Source organism: Tolumonas lignilytica (genome assembly GCF_000527035.1).
In the GTDB taxonomy this organism is placed as follows: Bacteria; Pseudomonadota; Gammaproteobacteria; order Enterobacterales; family Aeromonadaceae; genus Tolumonas; species Tolumonas lignilytica.
Genome location: NZ_AZUK01000001.1, coordinates 1,137,618 through 1,161,653, shown reverse-complemented (window position 1 = coordinate 1,161,653; position 24,036 = coordinate 1,137,618). Strand labels below are relative to the sequence as shown.

The window sequence follows — 24,036 nt, the reverse complement described above, 5'->3', positions numbered from 1 at the left end:
GTCATGCAGACATTTACCGCCGTAGTGCCCGCCGCAGGCCGTGGAAGCCGGATGCAGGCTAATAAGCCAAAGCAATATTTATCATTAGGTGATAAAACGATCATTGAGCATACACTGAGCCGTTTGTTGGCACATCCACAAATTGGCAAAGTGGTGGTGGTCATTTCCGAAGATGATCACTATTTTTCATCTCTGCCCATCGCCAGCCATCCCCAAATTGAAGTCACCATCGGCGGGCCAGAGCGGGCTATATCGGTATTAAATGGTCTGGCATGCGTCGAAACGGATTGGGTATTGGTACATGATGCAGCGCGTCCGTGTATCACTACAGCAGATCTGGATGCCTTATTTTCGGTTGCGACAGACAGTGATGACGGTGCCATTCTGGCCGTTCCGGTGAAAGACACAATGAAACGCGCCGATGCGCAAAATTGCATTGAGCAGACCGTCGAACGTGGTCATCTGTGGCATGCCCTGACACCTCAAATGTTTCCAACTCAACCCTTGGCTGATGCGATTGATGCGGGATTATCCCAGTCGATTGTATTGACAGATGATGCCTCAGCAATGGAGTTGGCCGGTTTCAAACCGCGTCTGGTGACCGGGCGAGCGGACAACATCAAAGTCACCCAACCAGAAGATCTGGCGCTGGCGGCCTTTATTCTGCAACAACAGGAGTTGTCATGATCCGGATTGGTCACGGCTTTGATGTCCATCGTTTTGGTGGTGAAGGCCCCTGTACCCTAGGCGGTGTAAAAGTACCATATGAACAGGGTCTCATCGCGCACTCCGATGGTGATGTTGTGTTACATGCTGTGGCCGATGCTCTCCTTGGGGCTATTGCGGCTGGCGATATTGGCCGGCATTTTCCAGATACCGATCCACAATTCAAAGGCATTGATAGTCGTATCCTGCTGCGCGATGTATTTGCCCGGGTAAAACAAAACGGTTTTAAACTAGGTAATCTCGATGTGACTATTCTGGCGCAGGCGCCCAGAATGGCGCCGCATATTCCGGCAATGTGCGATAATCTGGCGGTAGATTTAGACGCACAAATCTCGCAAGTCAATGTAAAGGCGACGACCACGGAAAAACTTGGGTTTACCGGTCGTAAAGAGGGTATTGCTGTCGAAGCGGTTGTATTGTTGGTCTCTTCTGATGAGTAAAACGTTCGATCTTGATTGGCCTTACCGTTTCGGAAAACCTGAAAAAACGGCTTTACTGAAGGCTGAACCCGCAGATTTTCAGGTGATCGAAGATTTGGGGTTTACCCTGTCAGGCCAGGGTGAACATCTGTTTGTCCGGATTCGGAAAACCAGCGAAAACACCGCATGGGTAGCGAAACTGTTGGCTGAACATATTGGTATCCCCCTTTCTGCGGTCAGTTGGGCGGGGTTGAAAGATCGACATGCCGTCACTGAACAGTGGTTTGGTTTGCATCTGCCGGGGAAGTCAGATCCTGACTTGAGTGGGTTACAATCTGATACTATTCAAGTTTTACAAACAATTAGGCATGATAAAAAGCTGAGACCTGGCGCATTACGTGGTAATTTCTTCTGTCTGCGTTTGCGGGAACTGAGCCAAAGCCGTGATTTAGATATGCGACTACAGCAGATATCACAATTGGGTGTGCCTAATTACTTTGGTCCGCAACGCTTTGGTCATAATGGTAACAATTTATTAGCCGCGGAAGAGATGTTTGCCGGACGACGAGTCCATGATCGTCAGAAAAGATCGATCTATTTATCGGCAGCGCGGAGTTATATTTTCAATCAGGTGGTCGCCGCCCGTGTTCGCGATAATTGCTTGCATGAACCCATGCTGGGCGACTGTTTGTTGTTTAACAATAGCGACGATTATCTGATTTTTGATAAGAAAATGGATAAACAGTCGATTGCGCAACGCATTGAGTTTGGCGAACTGGTGACCAGTGCGCCTTTATGGGGGGTGGGTGAAAATCTGAGCCAGCGAGATGCATTGACTTGGGAGTCGGCCGTATTAGCCGCTCATTCTGATTGGTTACGGGCATTAGAGCTGTCGGGAATGCAACAGGAACGGCGTAAGGCTGTGTTACGTAGCCAGGATTTACGCTGGCGCTGGCTGGATAATGGGTTAGAACTCCATTTTTCTTTGTCTGCCGGTAGCTATGCAACTAGCCTGATCCGCGAATTGGTTATAACACGAGAAAATAGTTACGATGAAAATTTTGGTCAGCAATGATGATGGAATAAATGCACAGGGTTTGCAGTGTCTGAGTGAGGCATTGTGTGCTCTGGGGGATGTTGTTGTTGTTGCGCCAGATCGTAATCGCAGTGGTGCCAGTAATTCGCTGACATTAGAAAACCCGATCAGAGTGGATACGCTGGAAACCGGTAAGCGTTATTCTGTGAAAGGGACACCGACTGATTGTGTACATTTTGCGGTGAATAAGCTCCTTGATCCCTGGCCTGATATTGTCGTATCTGGGATCAACCATGGTGCAAACCTAGGGGATGATGTAATTTATTCAGGTACTGTGGCGGCAGCAACAGAAGGCCGTCACATGGGGTTACCTGCAATCGCTGTATCGTTGGTCGGTGAAATGCATTTTGCTTCGGCTGCACATTACGCATGTTTACTGGTGTCTCGTTTACGGACTCATCCTCTTCCGTCAGATCAGATTTTGAATGTTAATGTGCCTGATTTGCCTTTGGAGCAGATCCGTGGGATTAAAGTGACGCGCCTTGGTAATCGCCATCGCGGTGAAAAAATGATCGTGATGCAAGATCCACGAGGAAAACCGGTTTACTGGATTGGACCTCCTGGTGAGAAACAAGATGCGGGAGAAGGCACGGATTTTCAGGCGGTTGAATTGGGGTATGTATCTATCACGCCATTGCAGGTCGATATGACGGCCTACGGTAGCGTTTCTGAATTAACAGCATGGGTTGAGGAGTTTAAGTAACGTGCGAGGCACGGTCGCTTATCTTTTAATCAGACAATTGCAAGAACTCGGCATTAAAGATGAGCGAGTGCTGACGGCTATGGCTAACGTACCCCGCAATTATTTTGTCGATGAAGCAATATCTCATCAGGCATGGGAAAATACGGCGTTACCCATTGGCTTCGGTCAGACTATCTCTCAACCTTATATCGTGGCCAGAATGACGGAGCAACTGATCGAGAATAACCCCCAGAATGTTCTTGAGGTTGGAACGGGGTCTGGTTATCAAACAGCAGTGCTCTCCCAACTGATCCCGCATGTTTATACCGTTGAACGAATCAAAGCGTTGCAATATCAAGCACGTAGAAGATTGCAGCGGCTTGATTTTCACAACATAGCTATGCGACATGGTGATGGCTGGGCTGGATGGGCAAGCAAGGCACCTTTTGATGCAATTATCGTCACGGCGGCGGCTGAAAAAGTACCGGAGGCATTGCTGTCTCAGTTAGCTGACGGTGGTCGGATGGTTATTCCGGTCGGGGAATATAAGCAAGAATTACTACTCATTGAAAAATATGGAAAAAGAACCAGAACAGAAGTGTTGGAAGCTGTACGCTTCGTGCCTCTGGTGCATGGTGAGTTAATGTGAAGTTTATTAATTCAACGTGGGTATTCATGCGCAGATTAAATATAAAAAAGATCGATTTCAGTTTGCTGTTGTGCTTGTGTTCACTGGCAATCACCGCATGCACTTCTTCTTCAGTTCCTGCACCGGTTAGCGATGCGGGTAATCGTCACCAGAAGAAATTTACACATAAAAATAATTCAGAGAACCAACATGCGCCTTCAGTGTCCAATATAACAGGCACCGAACGTCCGAAACTGACTCCTGGTACCGCGTATACCGCGAAACCGGGTGATACGTTATATGCCATTGCTTGGATGTATGGGGCTGATGTACGTGTATTGGCTGAGCAGAATGCGATCAAGGCGCCGTACAACGTCTATACCGGGCAAGTATTGCACTATTCATTACCTAATGCTGATTTAGCTAAAAATAATTCAACTGAGTCGACAGCGCTGCCGGATCATCGCGTTAAAGTCGGCGATAGTTTATCGATACTGGCAGAGAAAAATGGTTTTCGTTTGGCAGAACTTGGGGCGTTTAATCACATAAAGCCACCTTTTGTGATCCACCCGGGGCAAATAATTCATTTTCCCGCGCAACCCCAGCTTAAACCAGAAAATGATGCAACAAACAGTCCATCTTTTGGTCCAAAAGACTCCTTTCATGAGGAGCGTGCAGTAGATCAGAAATCTGTAAAAAGCAATAAAAAATCGGTTGTTGCTGAAAATGAAACTGCCTATGCTGGTTCTACGAAACAAATCCCTAACAAATTATTAACGTGGCGATGGCCCACGAAAGGTAAAGTGGTTGGTGGCTTCAATGCTGGGGATCAGAGTAATAAAGGGATTGATATATCAGGAAAACGTGGTCAACCGGTAGTCGCAGCAGCAAGCGGACGGGTCGTATATGCTGGTAATGCACTTCGCGGATATGGAAATCTGATCATTATCAAACATAACGAGGATTACCTCTCAGCGTATGCACACAACGATACGTTGCGGGTGACAGAGCAACAAGTGGTTAAAGCTGGGCAAAAGATTGCCGATATGGGTAGTAGCGAATCATCAGATGTAAGATTGCATTTTGAGATCCGTTATCACGGCCAATCAGTAAATCCATTGAGATATTTGCCAAAACGATAGCTTCACAACACAATGTCGCAGTCAGATACGTTGTGGAGCTCAAGGAGGGAGCCATGAGTGTAACTGAACGTGCTGATAGTGATTTGGAACTGTTAGATCTGCAAGATCCGGTAGAAATGGATGAAATTGCCGAGCTTGATGTTGATATAACAGACGCTGCAGATGAAATCCCAGTCTCACCCACACTTAACCGCATTATGGATGCGACTCAACTTTATCTCGGCGAAATTGGTTTCTCTCCTTTGCTGACTGCGGAAGAAGAGGTCTATTTTGCCCGTCGGGCATTGCGGGGTGATGAAGCCGCCCGTAACCGTATGATAGAGTCTAATTTACGTTTAGTTGTCAAAATAGCCCGCCGTTATAACAACCGGGGTCTGGCATTATTGGACTTGGTTGAGGAAGGTAACCTAGGGCTGATTCGTGCTGTTGAAAAGTTTGATCCTGAACGAGGCTTCCGTTTTTCCACCTATGCAACCTGGTGGATCCGTCAGACAGTGGAACGGGCCATCATGAATCAGACCCGTACCATTCGTTTACCTATTCATGTTGTCAAAGAACTCAATGTCTATTTGCGCACTGCCCGTGAACTGGCACAACGGCTAGATCACGAACCGACCGCAGAAGATATCGCCAGCCTGTTAGATAAGCCGGTAGAAGAAGTTTCCCGGATGTTGAAGCTGAATGAGAAAATTTGTTCAGTAGATACGCCAATTGCAGGCGATGGTGATAAGTCACTGATAGATATTCTGACTGATGACCGGATTAATTGTCCGGAAGATCAAACACAAGATGATGATATGCAACACAGTATCATTGTGTGGCTGGAACAGTTGAATCCTAAACAACGTGAGGTATTGGCTCGTCGGTTTGGTTTATTGGGGTATGAGCCTGCAACCTTGGAAGAGGTGGGTGAAGAAATAGGGTTAACCCGCGAACGCGTACGCCAGATTCAGGTTGAAGGGCTTCGCAGAATGAAGGATATGCTAACGCAACAAGGGTTATCGGTAGAAACCTTATTCCAGCTAGACTGATTATCTTATTCGTAAAAACTATCGCCGGATTTAATCCGGCGATTTTGTTTTCTTAGTCTAGAAGTTCTGTTCTGGCCAGCTCTTTAATTTTATACAGCCAGTCCAATGCTTCTCTCGGCGATAGCGTGTCGGGCTCCAGTTGGTTTAAGGTCCGATATAATTGCGTATCTTTGACTGAGGGGAGGGTGAGCGTTTCCGCAGCGATTATATTTTGTGGACGTTCATTGCTACGGACATGGTCGCGATTTTCCAGCTCATGTAATTTAGTTCTTGCCTGCTGCAATACATGTCGAGGTACACCGGCAAGTGCGGCAACCTGAATGCCATAAGATCGATTGGCTGCTCCTTCCTGTACCGTATGCATGAATGCGACGGTTTCACCGTGTTCGATGGCATCAAAATGAACATTAACGATTCTGTCTTGCTGCTCAGCTAATTGCGTCAATTCAAAATAATGGGTCGCAAACAGGGTGTATGCATTGATCTGTTGAGCTAAATGTTCAGCACAAGCCCAAGCGAGCGATAAACCATCGTAGGTACTGGTTCCCCGGCCAATCTCATCCATCAGTACCAGACTTTGATGCGTGGCATTATGCAAAATATTGGCGGTTTCGGTCATTTCAACCATAAAGGTGGAACGGCCGGAGGCAAGATCATCGGATGCACCAATACGCGTAAAAATGCGGTCAATGGGGCCAATCTGTGCTGATTCGGCAGGCACATACGCACCAATATAAGCTAACAGCACAATCAGGGCTGTTTGTCTCATATAGGTGGATTTTCCTCCCATGTTGGGCCCGGTAATGATCAACATGCGACGCTGTTCATGCAAATGCAGGTCGTTGGCAATAAAGGGGGCTTGCAGGCTTTGCTCAACCACAGGATGGCGCCCGGCTCTGAACTGAATGCCGGGTTCGTCGGTGAGTTCAGGACGATGATAATTCAGTGTTTGAGCGCGTTCCGCCAGATTATTTAATACATCCAATTCAGCCACTGCGGCTGCGCTCACCTGTAATGCCGACAGGTGCGGAAGTAATTGATCGAGCAACTCTTCATACAACTGTTTTTCCAGTGCTAACGCTCGGCTTTGCGCGGTCAGCACTTTTTCTTCGTATTCTTTGAGTTCCGGAATCAAGTAACGTTCATTGTTTTTTAATGTTTGACGACGGACATAGTCCACTGGTACTAGGTGGGCGTTGGCTTTGGTGACATCAATGTAAAAACCATGAACTTTGTTGTAACTCACCTTCAGGGTCGAAATCCCTGTTCGCTGGCGCTCACGGATTTCCAGTTCTTCCAGATAGTGCGTCGCACCGGTTTCCAAATCCCGCAGTTCATCCAGTTCAGCATGATAACCGGATGCGATCACACCCCCATCTCTTAATATTACCGGGGGATTTTCAACGATAGCCTGCTCTAATAAATCCTGTAATTCAGGAAAAGTGCTGATCGACTGAGCCAATGGTGCCAGTGTCTGGTTTTCTTTCAGCGTCGATTGTAAAACGGGCAGTTGCTGAAACGCAGTACGCAACCGGCTCAAATCGCGTGGACGGGCAGAGCGTAAAGCCAGACGGGCAAGAATACGTTCCACATCACCAATTTGCTTTAATAGGGGTGTCAGTTGATCCATTGCTTGCTGGCTTAACAACGCACTAATCACATCTTGGCGTTGCAATAACTGACTTTTGTTCCGGATTGGTTGATGCAACCAACGCTTCAGTAACCGACTTCCCATCGGAGTGGCGGTGTTATCCAGCACTGCCGCGAGAGTGTTTTCCAAGCCACCGGCTAAGTTACTGGTTAACTCAAGGTTACGGCGGGTCGCCGCATCCATGACCACCATTTGTTCGCTTTTTTCTAGGCGAATACCTTGAATATGGGGGAGCGTCGTCCGTTGCGTGTCGCGAACATATTGCAGCAGTGCACCAGCAGACTGTAAGGCAATTTTTTCGTCTTCGACGCCAAACCCACGTAGGTCTTGAGTAGTGAATTGCTGACACAGCAAGTGATATGCGGTGCTGAACTCAAATTCCCAGGCTGGACGGCGCCGCAATCCGCGGCAATGACCGAGTAAGTCTACATCGGGAAAATTTTCAGAATAGAGTAACTCCGCCGGATTAAGGCGCTGCAGTTCCGCCGCCAGAGTTTCCTGCCGAGTGAATTGATTGATCACAAAACGTCCTGATGCTACGTCCATAGCGGCCAGACCATAATGGGGGGCGAAAAAATCCACGGCTACAATCAGGTTATCCTGTCGCTCGTTCAGCAATGCCTCATCGGTCAGTGTGCCAGGAGTGATAATGCGAACGACTTTTCGTTCTACCGGCCCTTTGCTGGTTGCAGGATCACCGATTTGTTCACAAATTGCGACGGACTCACCCAATTGCACCAATCGACTCAGATAACCTTCAACGGCATGATAGGGCACGCCTGCCATAGGAATGGGTTGACCGGCTGACTGCCCTCGCTTTGTCAGCGATATGTCTAATAACTCTGCCGCTTTGCGTGCATCATCATAAAATAACTCATAGAAGTCACCCATCCGATAAAACAACAATATGTTTGGATGTTGGGCTTTCAACCCAAGATATTGTTGCATCATGGGCGTATGCGGCGTCAGTGATTGCGGTGCAGAAGAGGCTGGTAGCATAATGGATTCAGGTTCAGTTGAGAGAGTCGACATGCAGAAGGATATTATTGAATTAGCTCAACAGGTAGGACAAGCATTGCATGCCAGGCATTGGCTGGCCGCGACAGCAGAATCCTGTACCGGTGGAGGTGTAGCATACGCCATCACTACTATTTCGGGAAGTTCAGCATGGTTTGATCGCAGTTTTGTTACTTATACCAATGAAGCGAAACAGCAGATGCTTGGTGTCCAATCGGATACCTTGCAAAGATACGGTGCGGTCAGTGAAGCGGTGGTGAAGGAAATGACAGCTGGTGTACTGGCGCATTCACAAGCCAATATCGCTGTGGCAATCAGCGGTATTGCCGGGCCTACAGGCGGCTCAGACGAAAAACCCGTCGGGACGGTTTGGATCGCGTGGCAAACAACCAATGGACAAACCTATTCACAACATTATCTGTTTTCCGGAGATAGGGAGCAGGTTCGGTTACAGGCAATCCGTGAAGCACTCCAGGGTTTGTTATTATACAGTAAATAAAATACTTGATACTGTATGAATAAACAGTATGATGATCATATCAGCTAAGTTACTCGTTTCGTGGGGACGATGATGGATTCAAATAAAGAAAAAGCACTGGCCGCAGCATTAGGCCAAATTGAAAAGCAATTTGGTAAAGGTTCCATCATGCGGCTTGGTGATACCCAAGCGTTAGATGTTGAATCAATCCCCACCGGCTCGCTGTCATTGGATATTGCGTTGGGTATTGGCGGTTTACCGATGGGGCGTATTGTTGAAATATTTGGCCCGGAATCATCAGGTAAAACAACATTAACGCTGGAAGTTATCGCGCAAGCGCAAAAAGCAGGAAAGACCTGTGCTTTTATCGATGCTGAACATGCTTTAGATCCAATCTATGCAGCCAAACTGGGTGTAAAGGTGGACGACCTGTTGGTTTCTCAACCTGACACCGGTGAACAGGCATTGGAAATTTGCGATATGCTGGTTCGTTCAGGTGCTGTTGATGTCATCATTGTTGACTCCGTGGCGGCATTGACTCCTAAGGCTGAAATTGAAGGTGAGATGGGCGATTCTCATGTCGGCTTGCAAGCACGTCTGATGTCTCAGGCGCTGCGTAAACTCACCGGTAACATTAAGAATGCAAATTGTTTGTGTATCTTCATTAACCAAATTCGAATGAAGATTGGTGTGATGTTCGGTAATCCGGAAACTACAACCGGTGGTAATGCCTTAAAATTCTATGCTTCTGTTCGTCTGGATATTCGTCGTACTGGTGCGATTAAAGATGGCGAAGAGATCGTCGGTAACGAAACGCGCGTTAAAGTGGTGAAAAACAAAGTCGCACCGCCATTTAAGCAAGCCGATTTCCAAATCCTGTATGGTGAAGGTATTTCCAAGGAAAGTGAGCTGATCGATTTAGGCGTAAAATGCAAACTGATCGATAAATCAGGGGCGTGGTATGCCTATAACGGTGACAAAATTGGTCAGGGCAAAGCGAATGCCATGAAATATCTGAAAGAGAATTTGGCTGCAGCAGAAGAGATCGAGCTGAAACTCCGCGAATTACTGCTAAGTCATAACACTTCAGAAACGACGGCAACTCCCGTGATTGAAGAGTTTACGCCATCAGATGATGAGTTGGACAGCTTGTCATTGAGTGATGATATTTAATGTTATCGGGCTGCTTCGGCAGCTCTTTTTTTGCGTAATGTCTTGTGATGAGTTTATCTGCCAATAAAAAAATGGTCACACCTTTGGCAAAAGCGATGAAATTGCTTGCCAGACGAGATCACAGTGTCAATGAATTAGCGTTGAAACTGTCGTCTTTTTATTCTGAGCATGAAATAAAAGAGGTGATTGAACGCTGTCTACAAGAAAACTGGTTAAATGATGCGCGGTTTGCAACAAGCTACATTTGTAGTCGCAGTAGTAGCGGCTACGGGCCTCGACGTATCGCAATGGAGCTGCAACAGAAGGGCGTTGCAGCAGGAATAATTAACAAGTCACTAAAAGATGCGGATATCGATTGGTTAGTATTGTTACAGCGAATCGTTGAACGTCGACAGCCTATCCCTCGTGAACCAGCAGAGCGTATGAAGTTACAGCATATGTTGCTGCGTCGTGGTTTTTCCCCTGATCTGATCCAGCGTTGTTTTTCTCCCCCAGAAATCTGATTCTGTTTGCCTTTATTCTTATCGTCAGCGTTTTACTTTACTGACGATAACTTTTACAGTATGCCCACCATAAGTCTGTCTGTTTAATTAGATCAATATAATTAGGTATTCAGACCCAGTTGAAGTTTATCATTTTGTAGCAAGCAGGTTTTTCATGCACATGACCACATCAGAGATCCGCACCGCGTTTCTCGAGTACTTCCGTTCGCAGGGACATCAGGTTGTTGATTCCAGTTCTCTGGTGCCGCATAACGACCCGACATTGTTGTTTACTAACGCGGGTATGAACCAGTTCAAGGATGTATTCCTTGGCGGAGATGTTCGTCCTTACTCCAGAGCCACCACAGCACAGCGTTGTGTGCGCGCGGGTGGTAAACATAACGATCTGGATAACGTTGGTTATACCGCTCGTCACCACACTTTCTTTGAAATGCTGGGGAACTTCAGCTTTGGGGATTATTTCAAGCAAGATGCAATCAAATTTGCCTGGACATTTCTGACCAAGGTATTGCAGTTACCACAGGAAAAGCTGCTGGTCACCGTCTACGAGACCGATGACGAAGCCTATAATATTTGGGCCAACGAAATGGGTGTCCCGGCTGATCGCATCGTGCGTATTGGGGACAACAAAGGTGCTCCGTATGCTTCTGACAATTTCTGGCAGATGGGGGATACCGGTCCTTGCGGTCCTTGCACTGAGATTTTCTATGATCACGGCGAGCATATCTGGGGTGGCCGTCCTGGCTCACCAGAGGAAGATGGCGATCGTTTCATTGAAATCTGGAACGTCGTGTTTATGCAGTTCAACCGTCAGGTTGATGGTTCGCTGGAGCCGTTACCAAAGCCATCGGTGGACACCGGCATGGGTATTGAACGTATTTCTGCGATCATGCAAGGTGTGCATTCCAACTACGAAATCGACATTTTCAAAGCACTGATTCAGGATGCCGCCAAAATTGTTGGTGTGACCGACTTAGAAAACAAGTCACTTCGCGTTATTGCTGACCACATCCGTTCTTGTGCCTTCCTCATCGCTGATGGTGTGATGCCATCGAATGAAGGCCGTGGTTATGTACTGCGCCGTATTATCCGTCGTGCGGTTCGCCATGGTCGTAAACTGGGCGCTAAAGATACCTTCTTCTATCAGTTGGTGGCGACACTGGTGACGTTGATGGGGGATGCCTACCCCGAGCTGAAGAGCCAACAACCGGTTGTTGAACGTGTGCTGAAGTTGGAAGAAGAACAGTTTGTTCGCACACTGGATCGTGGTTTGTCCCTGCTGGAAGATGAATTGTCTCGGTTGGGGGATGTTCGTGAAATTCCAGGTGCGGTTGTCTTTAAATTGTATGACACCTACGGTTTCCCGGCTGATTTGACGGCTGATGTTGTCCGTGATCGTGGTTATACCATTGACGAAACAGCCTTTCAGCAAGAAATGGAAAAACAGCGCGAGCGCGCGAAAGAAGCCTCTAATTTTGCTGTTGACTACAATAAACAGCTGAAAATTGAACAATCCAGTGCGTTTTGTGGTTATGAAAAAACAATCGACAACGCAGTGATTACCGGTATTTACCTGGGTGACGAAGCTGTCTCTTCACTGAATGTGGGTGAGCAGGCGCTTATAGTTCTGGATCACACCCCATTTTATGCAGAATCCGGTGGTCAGATGGGCGATGTCGGCTTGCTGCGTTCCGGTGAAGCATTGTTTGCAGTGACAGACACACAAAAAGTCGGACAGGCGATTGTTCATAAGGGCTTTGTTGAACAGGGTGTTTTCCAGCTTAATGCTGCGGTTGAAGCGGTTGTGGATAATAGCCGCCGTAATGCAACGGCACTGCATCACTCGGCCACGCATTTACTGCATGCGGCACTGCGTAATGTTCTTGGTGAGCATGTGGCTCAGAAAGGGTCACAAGTGGGGCCAGATCGCCTGCGGTTTGACTTCTCCCATTTTGAAGCCATCAATTCGGCTGTGTTGCGCCAAATTGAACAGAGCGTGAATGCAGAGATCCGCAAAAATGCACTGATCGACACACAATTGATGTCATTGGATGAAGCTAAAACCAGTGGTGCGATGGCACTGTTTGGTGAAAAGTATGGTGATGAAGTCCGCGTTGTCAAAATGGGGGGCTTTTCAACAGAATTGTGTGGTGGTACCCATGCCACGCACACCGGTGATATCGGGTTCTTCAAGATCATCAGCGAAGGCGGCATTGCCGCAGGCGTTCGTCGTATTGAAGCGGTAGCAGGTGAAGCCGCACTGGCTCATATTCATCAACTGGGCGAACAGTTAGATGAAGCGGCGGCGATCGTTAAATCTGATGCGCTGTCTGTGGTGAGCAAAATCCGCCAAATGCAAGAACGTAGCCGTTTACTGGAACGGGAAATCGAAATGCTGAAGGCGAAATTAGCTGCCCAGGCAGGTAACGATCTATTGTCCCAAATTGTCCGGATTAATGGTGAGCAAGTTCTTGTTGCACAGTTGGATGATGTGGATGCGAAATCATTGCGCACGACAATGGATGATCTAAAGAACCGTTTGCAGTCTGCCGTATTGCTGTTGGCGACAGTGAACGATGATAAGGTCAGTTTAATTGCAGGTGTAACGGCAGATTTGACCAGCAAAGTGAAAGCTGGAGAACTGGTCAATGTGGTTGCACAACAAGTGGGTGGCAAAGGCGGTGGTCGTCCAGATATGGCCCAAGCGGGTGGTACGGATGTAGCTGCTTTACCCGGCGCACTGAAATCAGTTCATACCTGGTTAGAAGATCGCCTGTAATTACATTTTTTCGGTGTTAACTCAACAAGCGGCATTCAATGAATGCCGCTTGTCTTTTATGATAAAAAATAAATTTACTGGTTTAGTTAAATTTCAATGCTTTGATTTCCTGAACTAGACTTGAAATATGACTAATAAAACCGCACATTGATTAAACCGTCAGGATTTTTTCCTGATTGACTAAAAAAGGAGCTAATTAATGCTGATTCTGACTCGCCGTGTAGGCGAAACCTTAATGATCGGTGATGAAGTAACAGTAACCGTACTAGGTGTTAAAGGTAATCAGGTCCGGATTGGTGTGAATGCACCGAAAGATGTTTCTGTTCATCGTGAAGAAATTTACATGCGAATTCAGTCTGAAAAAGACAATGATAATGAACCGCAATCTTACTAAGTGTTAATGCAAAGATTATTCAATAGAGGCGGCTAATCACCGCCTTTGTTGTAGTTGTTTGATGTAAAAAGAGTAAAGTTGCTCACTCCCTGTACGGATGAGCACATCTCACGGAAAAATTGTTTGACTTATTTTTCGTGCACAGTATTATCTGCCCCCGCAACGGTGAGGTGGCCGAGAGGCTGAAGGCACTCCCCTGCTAAGGGAGCATGCGGTCAAAAGCCGCATCGAGGGTTCGAATCCCTCCCTCACCGCCATTGCACCCTGCGCATCCGTAGCTCAGCTGGATAGAGTACTCGGCTACGAACCGAGCGGTCAGAGGTTCGAATCCTCTCGGATGCGCCATTTTGATTTTGTGTTAGACTTTACTCTGTGCATCCGTAGCTCAGCTGGATAGAGTACTCGGCTACGAACCGAGCGGTCAGAGGTTCGAATCCTCTCGGATGCGCCATCTTATTTAAAGTGTTTTACCTTACTCTTGCATCCGTAGCTCAGCTGGATAGAGTACTCGGCTACGAACCGAGCGGTCAGAGGTTCGAATCCTCTCGGATGCGCCATCTTATTTAAGTGTTTTACCTTACTCTTGCATCCGTAGCTCAGCTGGATAGAGTACTCGGCTACGAACCGAGCGGTCAGAGGTTCGAATCCTCTCGGATGCGCCATTTCACTCATTTCTGCTTCAGAATTTGACATCAGTGTTTCCCTGCCAGTCAAAAAGTCAGATAATAATGCCGTTATTCTGTTTGGTATCGAGTTATGCCCGCCATCACGTCATCCAGTAAAAAAGATCAGAACGTCGAACAACTCAAACTGCCTCCTCATTCATTTGAAGCAGAGCAATCTGTATTGGGCGGTTTACTGCTAGATAATCAGGCTTGGGATAGAGTCAGTGAACGTGTTGTCGAACAGGATTTTTACAGCCGTCCACATCGGCTCATTTTCCAGGCAATGGCTAAACTAGTCGAGAAGGGTAGCCCGATTGATCTGATCACGTTGCAGGAAGAGTTAGAGCAACGTGAGCAACTAGAGACGATTGGCGGTTTTGCCTATTTGGTGGAAATCGCTCGAATTACGCCGAGCGCTGCAAACATCAGTGCCTATGCTGAAATTGTTCGTGAACGTGCGGTCGTGCGTGAAATGATCTCAGTGGCGAATGAAATTGCGGAAGCAGGTTTTGATCCCCAGGGGCGTGATGCGGCTGACTTACTTGATCTGGCTGAAACCAAGGTCTTCAAGATTGCGGAACAGCGCACCAGCAGTACCGAGGGGCCTCAGCCGCTGAAGGTCTTGCTGGAAAAGACGGTTGATAAAATCGAAGAGTTATTTCATAAACCACACAATGGGGTGACGGGTGTTTCCAGTGGTTATGCTGATCTGGACAAGATGACGGCCGGTTTTCAGGCTTCTGATTTGATCATTGTTGCTGCGCGTCCATCAATGGGTAAAACCACCTTTGCAATGAATTTATGTGAGCACGCCGCATTGACCCGGGATAAACCGGTATTGATCTTTTCGCTGGAAATGCCCTCAGAACAAATCATCATGAGGATGTTGGCGTCGCTGGGTCGTATCGAACAAAACCGTGTTCGTACTGGCCAATTGGATGACGATGATTGGGGCCGACTCTCTTCCACCATGGGCTTGCTGCTGGAAAAAGGTCAGCTTTATATCGACGATGCCTCGGCATTGACGCCGACAGAGTTACGTTCACGTGCGCGCCGTATTGCCCGCGAACACGGTGGGCTCAGCATGATCATGGTGGATTATTTGCAGTTGATGCGAGTGCCGTCACTCAGCGAAAACCGGACATTGGAAATTGCAGAGATCTCCCGTTCACTGAAAGCGCTGGCCAAAGAGCTGCAAATTCCGGTAGTTGCACTATCTCAGTTGAATCGTAGTTTGGAGCAGCGTGCAGATAAACGTCCGGTGAATTCTGACTTGCGTGAATCGGGCTCTATCGAGCAGGATGCGGATTTGATCATGTTCATCTATCGGGATGAAGTCTATCACGATGATAGTGCAGATAAGGGCATTGCAGAGATCATTATCGGAAAGCAGCGTAATGGTCCGATCGGTAAGGTGCGTCTGACGTTTCAGGGGCAATATTCCCGATTCGATAATTATGCTGGTCCTGCATTTAACGACGATTACTAAGGATTATTCATGAAAGGTGCAACGGCGCAGATTGATGCTCAGGCATTACAACACAATCTTGCGGTAGTCCGATCACAAATCCCGGCGAACACGAAAGTGGTTGCTGTCGTAAAAGCCAATGCTTATGGGCATGGCTTGGTTCAAGTGGCTAAAACATTGTCTTCTGCCGATGCCTATGCGGTCGCTCGCTTGGAAGAGGCGTTGATCCTGCGCTCCAATGGCATTGTGAAACCAATCATCATGTTGGAAGGTTTTTTCAGTGCGGATGACTTACCTGTGCTGGCTGCTAATAATTTACAAACGGCCGTACATACCACAGAACAACTGGACGCATTGGAACAGATGACCTTACCCAACCCGGTGAAGGTTTGGGTGAAACTGGATACGGGAATGCATCGTCTAGGTGTACGTCCGGAGGATGTTGAGACATTTTGTGCTCGGTTGTCAAAATGTCAGAACGTGGTACAGCCGTTTAATTTCATTACTCATTTTAGCTGTGCCGATGAGTTGGATAATCTGGCGACGGCGAAACAAATCGAGCTGTTTAATCAGTTAACCCAGGGCTATCCGGGCGAACGCTCTCTGGCAAGCTCTGCTGGCATTATGGCGTGGCAGGACGCTCATGCTGACTGGATCCGCCCGGGGATCATGTTGTATGGGGCTTCCCCGTTTGAAGGAAAAACGGGAGCAGACCATGGCTTACAGCCAGTCATGACGCTAAAAACGAATCTGATCGCTGTGCGCTTGGTCAAGCAAGGTGAACCTGTAGGCTATGGTGCGAAATGGGTTTCATCCCGTGATACTAAAATCGGTGTGGTTGCTATTGGCTATGGAGATGGTTATCCCCGCATGGCGCCCAGCGGTGTTCCGGTTCGGGTCAATGGCCGGATTGTTCCGCTGGTCGGACGTGTATCGATGGATATGCTGACGGTTGATTTAGGCCCAGATGCCACGGATCAGGTTGGTGATGATGTGACGTTGTGGGGCGAGGGGCTTCCGGTCGAAACGGTGGCAGAAGCGATTGGTACAATTCCTTATGAATTGATCACCAAGCTAACACCGCGCGTCATTATGGAATATAAATAAACAAGAATAAAAAGCGCCAACTAATGTTGGCGTTTTTTATGATGGCTCAGGGTGTTGGAGTGTTACCGCTATCATCAGCAGACGGATCTTTCTGCCATTTCACGATACCGGGAGTCCAGTAAAAATATAACCACGGCTGCTCGGTGTGCCATTGGGGGAAAATAATCTCCAGACTATTTTCGTTTTCTTTATAGATAGATGTTTGCAGATTAATTTTGGAGCAAGCCAGCACAGCAACGAAAGCAATAAAAGCCCATAAGAAAAGTTTACTAAACATACGATTGCTCCTGTTCTGTTTATCATCCCTTATTCAAAACAGATCTCAATAGTGGCGCTGCCAAACTCGCATTCAAACGGCATCAGAATTTTAGGCGCATTTCCTTTATGACTGATGGTGTGATTGGCTCCTGATACAACAATTGGTGTAGCCATATCGAAGTCATAGCCCTTTTCACCAAGAATTCTTTTGGCGCCACCTGTCACCATGTTGGTTATTTCACCCACCATGTCTGTGACTTCTTCATTAATACTGGTTGGGGCTTCGCCTAACATACGGCGCATGACTTCGAGAGCAAGAGAACGATCAAATGTGATGGAGAAAGATCCTTTTGTTTGCGGGCCAACCATGCCGATTAAACCAGAGACATCACCACGGGCCACATCATCATTCTTTTTGCGAGGTGCACCCGGTTTGAGCTCAAGCTGAGCCATGGTGCTCATTACATTCATTAACGATAACAGAAACGGATTAACAAACTCTGCGCGCATTTTCTGGATATTCCTCTTATTACTATATTTAAACTCTAACATACCCGCTGCTAAGTGGTAATTTATGTGCTAATTATTTCTGATGGATGTTAGATGAATGATGCATTTTTACCTTTTTCACATCCATTGCTGATGATTGCAATACCTTGAATCTCACGTAACATATCCGCCCTTCGAGTTATCACAGGTTTCTGACATGTCTAATCCAGCTTTCGCTACTGATAACGTAGCTTGTTATCCATTAAACCGCTTTTCTATTGCGCCAATGCTGGATTGGACGGATCGGCATTGCCGCTACTTTCATCGCTTAATGACAAAAAATACCTTACTTTACACAGAGATGGTAACGACAGGGGCGATATTGTTCGGTAAAGGCGATTATTTGCAATATAGCAAAGAAGAGCACCCGATTGCATTACAACTGGGAGGTTCTGACCCAGCTGATTTGGCGAAATGTGCCAAAATTGCGGCGGAACACGGTTATGACGAAATTAATCTCAACGTAGGTTGTCCTTCCGACCGGGTACAAAACGGACGATTTGGAGCCTGTCTAATGGCTTCGGCACAACTGGTTGCGGATTGTGTGGCTGCGATGCGCGCGAAGGTGGATATTCCGGTGACCGTGAAGACGCGGATCGGGATTGATGAACTCGATTCGTACCCATTTTTGTGTGATTTCATTGAAACGGTACAACAATCTGGCTGTGATACCTTCATTGTGCATGCCCGTAAAGCTTGGTTGAGTGGTTTGAGCCCGAAGGAAAATCGAGATATACCCCCTCTGGATTATGAACGGGTATATCAGCTCAAACGGGATTATCCTCATCTGACGATTGCAATTAATGGCGGGATCACTGATCTGGCTCAGATCCAACATCATTTACAGAATGTGGATGGTGTCATGGTTGGACGAGAGGCTTATCAGAATCCGTATTTGTTAGCGCAGGTTGATAGCGCATTATTTGCAAATAATCACCCTGTCCCGTCGCGCCATGAGGTAGTGATGCAGATGTTGCCTTACATCGAGGCGCACCTACAAGCGGGGGGATATTTGTCACATATAACCCGCCATATGCTGGGGCTGTTTCAGGGCATACCCGGCGCACGCGCCTGGCGGCGACATCTTAGTGAGCATGCGCCACGTAAAGGGGCGGGGATTGATGTCGTGATGGCGGCACTAAAACATGTGCAGGAATGTGATCTTTTCGACTAAATTTTAACCGAAATCATCTATAGTCATGAGACCGTTATATGAGGAGGTCTCATGATGTCTTACTCTCTGTCAGATGAGTTTCCTGATATGGCTGCACGCTTTGAACGACTCAGTCATGATGACCCTGAGTTTTCTGCCCTGCTAGCATCATATTATGCGGTTGATGCACAGATCACGGCTTTATCGGGCTCTGATGCACTGGCGCAATTACCGACGCTGGCCTCGCAACGACTCCGTTTGAAAGAGTCGCTTTACCGTCAATTACTCTGTAAATAACCATATTGAATTGTGCTGAACATCACTGTTTGGCGGTGCGCTATTACCTGCAACCTTAAAATCAAGTTCACACTACGTTTATTTTTCATATGAAGGTTATGAAATGAAACTACGTGGCGTGGTATTTGATTTTAATGGTGTTTTGCTGTGGGATACTCACCTGCATGAAGCTGCATGGCAGTTGTTTTCCAAACGCTTGCGCGGTAAGGCATTCACTGTTGAAGAGATGGATCAGCATGTACATGGGCGCAACAATCAACATACCCTGACCTATTTGACGGGCAAAGTGCTCTCATTGCTTGAACTCAATCGCTTGATCGAGCAAAAAGAACATACCTACCATGAGCTGGCGATTGCTGCTGGTGAGCAATACTGTTTCTCTCCGGGGGCAATCGCATTATTGGAACAATTACAGCAACGGCAAATTCCGTTTACCATTGCAACCGCATCACCTGCTTTGAATGTGGATTTCTATTATCAACAGCTCGATTTGGCCCGTTGGTTTGCAAGAGACAAGCTGGTTTTTGATGATGGTTCCCGTCCGGGAAAACCAGATCCGGCACTGTTCCTTGCTGCGGCGGACAAGATCCATGTTCCGTTTGATCATTGTTTGTTGATTGAGGATTCGTTATCGGGGTTGGAGGCGGCTCGTCGTGGTGGAGCTGGTTATATCGTGGCGTTAGGGCCAAAAGAAAAACAGGCACAGCTACAACAAGTCGCCGGGGTAGATCAGGTTATTTCGCAACTGGATGAACTTGATGTTGCGGCGCTTTTTGCGTAAACAGCACAGAGCAGGTCCCGTGTTGACCTGCTCTGATTGAGCACTTACAGATAGCGTGAACGCCGGCGATTTTGCTGTATCAGGGCAATCAGTAATGCCGCAATACAAAATGCAATTAAAGGAAGGGAGCCCCAACGGGTGTAGGGGGTAACACCGGTAGTTGGGCGGGCTTCGACGCGTAACACTTTTTGCTGGAATTGCGGCAGCATGTCGATGATTTTCCCTTTTTGATCAATTGCCAGCGTGACACCACTGTTCGTGGCTCTGAGCACGGCCTTACCAAACTCCATCGCGCGCATACGGGCAATTTCCATGTGTTGCCATGGGCCGCCAGAGGTGCCAAACCAACTGTCGTTGGATACATTCACAATGAATTGTGTATCGTCATGAATGTTATGACGTAATTCATCGGAATACTCCATTTCATAGCAAATCGAGGTGGCGAATTTATACCCGGCAGAGAGCAAGTTTTCCTGTTGCAAATCCCCACGGGAAAAAGAGGACATCGGCAGATCAAAGAAGGGGGCGATGGGTCGCAGCAGATCCCCGAATGGTACAAACTCACCAATCGGTAGCAGATGGTGTTTATACCATCGGTTGCCCTGACCATACTGATAACTTCGTGTGCCTGCTTTATCAATCAACCCGGTCGCCACGACGCCGTTGTAATAACGATCCAGCGATTGATCGTAATATTGAATGCCGGTGATGAATCCTGTTTTCTGACTGCGCATGGCATCATCCATGTTTGTCATGAATTCACGCATGTCGTTTTCCAGAGCCGGCACAGCGGACTCTGGCCAGATGATGATGTCAGCGCCTTTGCTTTCACGTGTGAGCGCAATGTAGCGAACGAGTGTTGGCTTGATGAAATTTGGATCCCATTTTGATGACTGAGGAATGTTGCCTTGCGCCAAGGCAAATTTCACGGGATCACCGGACGTTGTCCAAACCTTTTGCTGTAGTCCGTAGCCGGTAAAGAACAGAAGGGCCGGTAGCAGCAACCATAAGATCTGACGCTGTTGCCAGCACAGCAGGCAGGCCGCAGCAGACCATAATACGGCGAGGGTGATGCTCTGCACGCCAAATAATGGTGCGAACCCGGTTAACCAGGTATCCGTCTGCGAGTAACCCAGCCACATCCAGGGAAAGCCGGTTAAGACATGCCCCATAGCCCAATCACTGATCAGCCACAAAGCCGGAAATGCCAATAACAGGCGGGTTGCTCCGCTGCGCGGGAAGAAGCGGTTCAATATGGCTGCAGCCAGAGCGGGGTAAAGGGAAAGATAGGCGCATAAGACGGCGACCAGAATAAAAGCAACGGGCAGGGAGATGCCACCGAATTGCGTCATGCTGACATGGATCCACCATAAACTGGGTAAATTCATCGCCATCGCAAACAACCAGGTCAGACGAAATGCGCGTTTGCCGGTTTGCTGATGTAAGGAAGCCAATAAACCCAGCATGGCAACAAATGCCAATGGCCAGAGCTTGAAGGGAGCAAATGCGAATCCGCAGAGTAAGCCAGACAACAACGCGCCCCAGAGAGCGCGTTGTGAAACAGGACGGCTGAAACCGTCAGAATCATTCCAATTCATTATCAGTTCGCTGTTCAGGAGGTGTTACTTGTAATTGGATAAGACGGCGACGATCGACTTGCAGAATTTTGAACTCAAATCCTGACAGTTCAATACTTTCGCCTCGCTTGGGTAGGTGACCAAAACCATGCATCACCAGACCACCAATGGTGTCGACATCATCATCGCTGAAATGGCTGGAGAAATATTCGTTAAAATCCTCAATCGGTGTTAATGCATTGAGGGTAAAACGATGTTCATCCAGTGCTCTGATCGTCGGTTGATCGTGAGTTTGTTCGTCATATTCATCTTCGATTTCACCGACGATTAATTCCAGAATATCTTCAATTGTCACTAGACCGGACACACTACCGAATTCATCGACTACTATGGCCATATGATAGCGCTGTTGCTGGAATTCCTTCAGTAGTCGGTCAACACGCTTACTTTCCGGCACCACCACCGCAGGGCGCAGCACCTTTTCAAAATCAAAAGGTTCATTGGTTAGCCCGAAGCCATACGGCAACAGATCTTTGGCCAACAAGATCCCATCGACATGATCCTTATCATCGCTGATCACCGGGAACCGCGAGTGTGCAGAGCGGATGATCTGCGGCAGAAATGACGAGACGGGCTGGTCGCGACGAATGGTAATCATTTGGGTGCGGGGGATCATGATATCCCGTACCCTGAGTTCTGAAACTTCCAGAACGCCTTCGATCATCTCTTTGGTGTCTTCATCGATGACGTCGCGTTCTTCGGCATCCTGAATAACTTCAACCAGATCGTTACGATCTTTCGGTTCACCCTGAAACAAATGGCTTAAACGTTCCAACCATTTTCGTCGGGATGAACCGTGACTAGTATGAGGGTGCTCATCACTCATGATGTCATTAATCCTTAAATTTCATCATCTTTATAAGGGTCAGGATAACCGAGAGCCTGCATAAACTCCTTTTCCAGAGCTTCCATCTCTTCGGCTTCTTCCTCTTCTATATGGTCATAGCCCAATAAATGCAAGCTACCATGAATGACCATGTGCGCCCAGTGGGATTCCAGCGTTTTTTCTTGTTCATCGGCCTCTTTTTCAACCACCTGACGGCAAATGATCAGATCGCCCAACAAGGGGAAATCTTCCACTCCCGGCGGACATTCAAACGGAAAGGACAACACGTTTGTGGGTTTGTCTTTACCGCGGTAGGTCAGATTAAGTTCGTTGCTTTCCGCTTCATCGACCAGGCGAATGGTGACTTCGGCTTCCTGTTGAAACGGTAAAATAGCGGTATCCAGCCATTGTTGGAACTGTGTTTCTGAAGGTAAGCCTGTGGTATCTGCACAGGCGATTTGCAAATCAAGCGTAACGCTCATGACGAGGATTCCTCACGGTTTGCGGATTTGCTTTCCGCAGCCGCTTTTTGTTGTTCAAATTTTTCGTAAGCCTGCACGATGCGTGCGACAACCGGATGACGAACCACATCGGTTGCCTGGAAAAAGTTAAATGAAAGACCATCCACTCCATTCAGCACTTCGATGGAATGACGCAGACCGGATTTCACATTGCGGGGCAGGTCGATCTGGGTAATATCACCGGTGATCACGGCTTTGGAGTTAAAACCGATACGGGTCAGGAACATCTTCATCTGCTCGACGGTGGTATTCTGCCCTTCGTCGAGAATGATAAAGGCATCGTTCAGCGTGCGGCCACGCATGTAAGCAAGCGGCGCGATTTCGATGACATTACGTTCGATCAGTTTCTCGACCCGTTCAAAACCCAGCATTTCAAACAGAGCATCGTAGAGCGGACGCAGATACGGATCGACCTTCTGGCTCAGATCGCCTGGCAGGAACCCGAGTTTTTCACCGGCTTCAACGGCAGGACGCGTCAGCAGAATACGACGGATCTCCTGACGCTCTAAGGCATCCACAGCGGCCGCCACGGCGAGATAGGTTTTGCCGGTACCGGCTGGGCCAATCCCGAACGTAATATCATGCACGACGATATTGTTGAGGTACTGTGCCTGATTCGGTGAACGCGGTTTTACCATGCCGCGTTTGGTTTTGATGTTGACCTCTTTACCGTAGGGGATCGTCGTTGGGCTTTCTTCATCGTCACCTTGTTCCAGCATATGGCACTGCTGGATCGCCAGATGCACCTGATCCGGTGTCAGATCAACAATCTTCTGGCCGCGCACTGGCTGGGTTTCCACGTAAAGCTGTTTCAGCAGATCGACAACCACCTGGGCCACATTGCCTTTGCCAACCACTTGAAAATGGTTATTGCGATAAATAATTTCGACGCCCATCCGACGTTCAATCTGTTTGATATTGTCATCGAAAGGGCCGCAAAGGCTGGCGAGCCGCTGGCTGTCAGCCGGTTCAATATGGATGTCGAGAGTGGCGATATGTCGGCTCAAAGTATTCCTCTTTAATAAAACAGGCCGTCAGATGACGGCCGGAATCAA

General features: G+C 47.8%; 24 protein-coding genes and 5 tRNA genes. 22 read left to right on the top strand and 7 right to left on the bottom strand.

What is annotated here, in order from left to right; all coding sequences use genetic code 11:
- Window positions 1-3: 3 nt before the first annotated feature.
- Genes ispD through rpoS form a run of 7 tightly spaced genes read left to right on the top strand, consistent with a single transcriptional unit; the run spans window position 4 to window position 5,724 of the window.
- Window positions 4-687 carry a 2-C-methyl-D-erythritol 4-phosphate cytidylyltransferase gene (gene ispD / locus H027_RS0105535; protein WP_024871512.1) on the top strand — a complete coding sequence of 228 codons (684 nt, stop codon included), beginning with the start codon at window positions 4-6 and terminating at the stop codon, window positions 685-687.
- A complete protein-coding gene (gene ispF, locus H027_RS0105530; RefSeq protein ID WP_024871511.1) occupies window positions 684-1,166 on the top strand; it encodes a 2-C-methyl-D-erythritol 2,4-cyclodiphosphate synthase in 483 nt (160 codons plus the stop codon). The genes ispD and ispF overlap by 4 nt, the downstream gene beginning before the upstream one ends.
- Window positions 1,159-2,220, top strand: coding sequence for a tRNA pseudouridine(13) synthase TruD (truD, locus tag H027_RS0105525; RefSeq protein WP_024871510.1), 1,062 nt, complete (start codon window positions 1,159-1,161; stop codon window positions 2,218-2,220). Before ispF ends, truD begins: the two co-directional genes overlap by 8 nt.
- On the top strand, window positions 2,198-2,944 hold the full coding sequence (gene surE, locus H027_RS0105520; protein ID WP_024871509.1) for a 5'/3'-nucleotidase SurE: 747 nt from the start codon (window positions 2,198-2,200) through the stop codon (window positions 2,942-2,944). The genes truD and surE overlap by 23 nt, the downstream gene beginning before the upstream one ends.
- Window position 2,945: 1 nt before the next feature.
- Window positions 2,946-3,572, top strand: coding sequence for a protein-L-isoaspartate(D-aspartate) O-methyltransferase (locus H027_RS0105515; RefSeq protein WP_024871508.1), 627 nt, complete (start codon window positions 2,946-2,948; stop codon window positions 3,570-3,572).
- Entirely contained in the window at window positions 3,569-4,693 is a 1,125-nt protein-coding gene (locus H027_RS0105510) for a peptidoglycan DD-metalloendopeptidase family protein (RefSeq protein WP_024871507.1), read from the top strand. Before H027_RS0105515 ends, H027_RS0105510 begins: the two co-directional genes overlap by 4 nt.
- 53 nt (window positions 4,694-4,746) lie before the next feature.
- Complete coding sequence (rpoS, locus tag H027_RS0105505; RefSeq protein ID WP_024871506.1) at window positions 4,747-5,724, top strand: RNA polymerase sigma factor RpoS; 978 nt, start codon at window positions 4,747-4,749, stop codon at window positions 5,722-5,724.
- A 52-nt stretch (window positions 5,725-5,776) separates the two neighbouring features.
- On the opposite strand, the gene mutS is transcribed toward rpoS, so the two are convergent.
- Window positions 5,777-8,374: a DNA mismatch repair protein MutS gene (mutS, locus tag H027_RS0105500; RefSeq protein WP_038149184.1), complete on the bottom strand. Its 2,598-nt coding sequence runs from the start codon at window positions 8,372-8,374 to the stop codon at window positions 5,777-5,779.
- 31 nt (window positions 8,375-8,405) lie between these two features.
- Between mutS and pncC the strand changes: the two genes are divergently transcribed.
- The 12 genes from pncC to alr all read left to right on the top strand — a co-directional run bounded on the left by pncC (window position 8,406) and on the right by alr (window position 16,959).
- Window positions 8,406-8,891 (top strand): nicotinamide-nucleotide amidase, encoded by a 486-nt coding sequence (gene pncC / locus H027_RS0105495; protein ID WP_024871504.1) that lies wholly within the window; start codon window positions 8,406-8,408, stop codon window positions 8,889-8,891.
- A 72-nt stretch (window positions 8,892-8,963) separates the two neighbouring features.
- Window positions 8,964-10,043 (top strand): recombinase RecA, encoded by a 1,080-nt coding sequence (recA, locus tag H027_RS0105490; RefSeq protein ID WP_024871503.1) that lies wholly within the window; start codon window positions 8,964-8,966, stop codon window positions 10,041-10,043.
- A gap of 47 nt (window positions 10,044-10,090) precedes the next feature.
- Window positions 10,091-10,546, top strand: coding sequence for a regulatory protein RecX (locus H027_RS0105485; RefSeq protein WP_051448955.1), 456 nt, complete (start codon window positions 10,091-10,093; stop codon window positions 10,544-10,546).
- 154 nt (window positions 10,547-10,700) lie between these two features.
- Entirely contained in the window at window positions 10,701-13,325 is a 2,625-nt protein-coding gene (gene alaS / locus H027_RS0105480; RefSeq protein WP_024871501.1) for an alanine--tRNA ligase, read from the top strand.
- A 199-nt stretch (window positions 13,326-13,524) separates the two neighbouring features.
- The gene (gene csrA / locus H027_RS0105475; RefSeq protein WP_024871500.1) at window positions 13,525-13,719 is read left to right on the top strand and encodes a carbon storage regulator CsrA; all 195 of its coding nucleotides are present in this window, start codon (window positions 13,525-13,527) and stop codon (window positions 13,717-13,719) included.
- A 164-nt stretch (window positions 13,720-13,883) separates the two neighbouring features.
- Window positions 13,884-13,976: transfer RNA gene (locus tag H027_RS0105470), tRNA-Ser, on the top strand.
- Between the two features lie 11 nt (window positions 13,977-13,987).
- A tRNA-Arg gene (locus H027_RS0105465) sits at window positions 13,988-14,064 on the top strand.
- Between the two features lie 29 nt (window positions 14,065-14,093).
- A tRNA-Arg gene (locus H027_RS0105460) sits at window positions 14,094-14,170 on the top strand.
- Window positions 14,171-14,199: 29 nt separating this feature from the next.
- Window positions 14,200-14,276: transfer RNA gene (locus tag H027_RS0105455), tRNA-Arg, on the top strand.
- A 28-nt stretch (window positions 14,277-14,304) separates the two neighbouring features.
- Window positions 14,305-14,381 (top strand) — tRNA-Arg (locus tag H027_RS0105450).
- 94 nt (window positions 14,382-14,475) lie between these two features.
- Window positions 14,476-15,873, top strand: coding sequence for a replicative DNA helicase (gene dnaB, locus H027_RS0105445; protein ID WP_024871499.1), 1,398 nt, complete (start codon window positions 14,476-14,478; stop codon window positions 15,871-15,873).
- Between the two features lie 9 nt (window positions 15,874-15,882).
- A complete protein-coding gene (gene alr, locus H027_RS17495; protein ID WP_038149181.1) occupies window positions 15,883-16,959 on the top strand; it encodes an alanine racemase in 1,077 nt (358 codons plus the stop codon).
- Window positions 16,960-17,005: 46 nt separating this feature from the next.
- Here alr and H027_RS17490 read toward each other — a convergent pair whose 3' ends face one another.
- Complete coding sequence (locus H027_RS17490) at window positions 17,006-17,236, bottom strand: hypothetical protein (RefSeq protein WP_024871498.1); 231 nt, start codon at window positions 17,234-17,236, stop codon at window positions 17,006-17,008.
- 29 nt (window positions 17,237-17,265) lie between these two features.
- Window positions 17,266-17,727, bottom strand: coding sequence for a chemotaxis protein CheX (locus H027_RS0105430; protein WP_024871497.1), 462 nt, complete (start codon window positions 17,725-17,727; stop codon window positions 17,266-17,268).
- Window positions 17,728-17,923: 196 nt separating this feature from the next.
- On the opposite strand from H027_RS0105430, the gene dusA reads away from it, so the two are divergent.
- The 3 genes from dusA (at window position 17,924) to H027_RS0105415 (ending at window position 19,997) form a co-directional block, all read left to right on the top strand.
- A complete protein-coding gene (gene dusA / locus H027_RS0105425) occupies window positions 17,924-18,940 on the top strand; it encodes a tRNA dihydrouridine(20/20a) synthase DusA (RefSeq protein ID WP_024871496.1) in 1,017 nt (338 codons plus the stop codon).
- 51 nt (window positions 18,941-18,991) lie between these two features.
- Window positions 18,992-19,216, top strand: a complete 225-nt coding sequence (locus H027_RS0105420; RefSeq protein WP_024871495.1) for an HP1242/YdcH family protein — start codon at window positions 18,992-18,994, stop codon at window positions 19,214-19,216.
- Between the two features lie 103 nt (window positions 19,217-19,319).
- Window positions 19,320-19,997 carry an HAD family hydrolase gene (locus H027_RS0105415; RefSeq protein WP_024871494.1) on the top strand — a complete coding sequence of 226 codons (678 nt, stop codon included), beginning with the start codon at window positions 19,320-19,322 and terminating at the stop codon, window positions 19,995-19,997.
- Window positions 19,998-20,041: 44 nt separating this feature from the next.
- On the opposite strand, the gene lnt is transcribed toward H027_RS0105415, so the two are convergent.
- From lnt to H027_RS0105395, 4 genes are read right to left on the bottom strand one after another with little or no spacing between them, the layout of a single operon-like run.
- A complete protein-coding gene (gene lnt / locus H027_RS0105410) occupies window positions 20,042-21,595 on the bottom strand; it encodes an apolipoprotein N-acyltransferase (protein ID WP_038149179.1) in 1,554 nt (517 codons plus the stop codon).
- Entirely contained in the window at window positions 21,582-22,460 is an 879-nt protein-coding gene (corC, locus tag H027_RS0105405) for a CNNM family magnesium/cobalt transport protein CorC (RefSeq protein ID WP_024871492.1), read from the bottom strand. The genes lnt and corC overlap by 14 nt, the downstream gene beginning before the upstream one ends.
- Window positions 22,461-22,474: 14 nt before the next feature.
- Complete coding sequence (ybeY, locus tag H027_RS0105400) at window positions 22,475-22,942, bottom strand: rRNA maturation RNase YbeY (protein WP_024871491.1); 468 nt, start codon at window positions 22,940-22,942, stop codon at window positions 22,475-22,477.
- Window positions 22,939-23,988, bottom strand: a complete 1,050-nt coding sequence (locus H027_RS0105395) for a PhoH family protein (protein ID WP_024871490.1) — start codon at window positions 23,986-23,988, stop codon at window positions 22,939-22,941. Before H027_RS0105395 ends, ybeY begins: the two co-directional genes overlap by 4 nt.
- Between the last annotated feature and the right edge of the window lie 48 nt (window positions 23,989-24,036).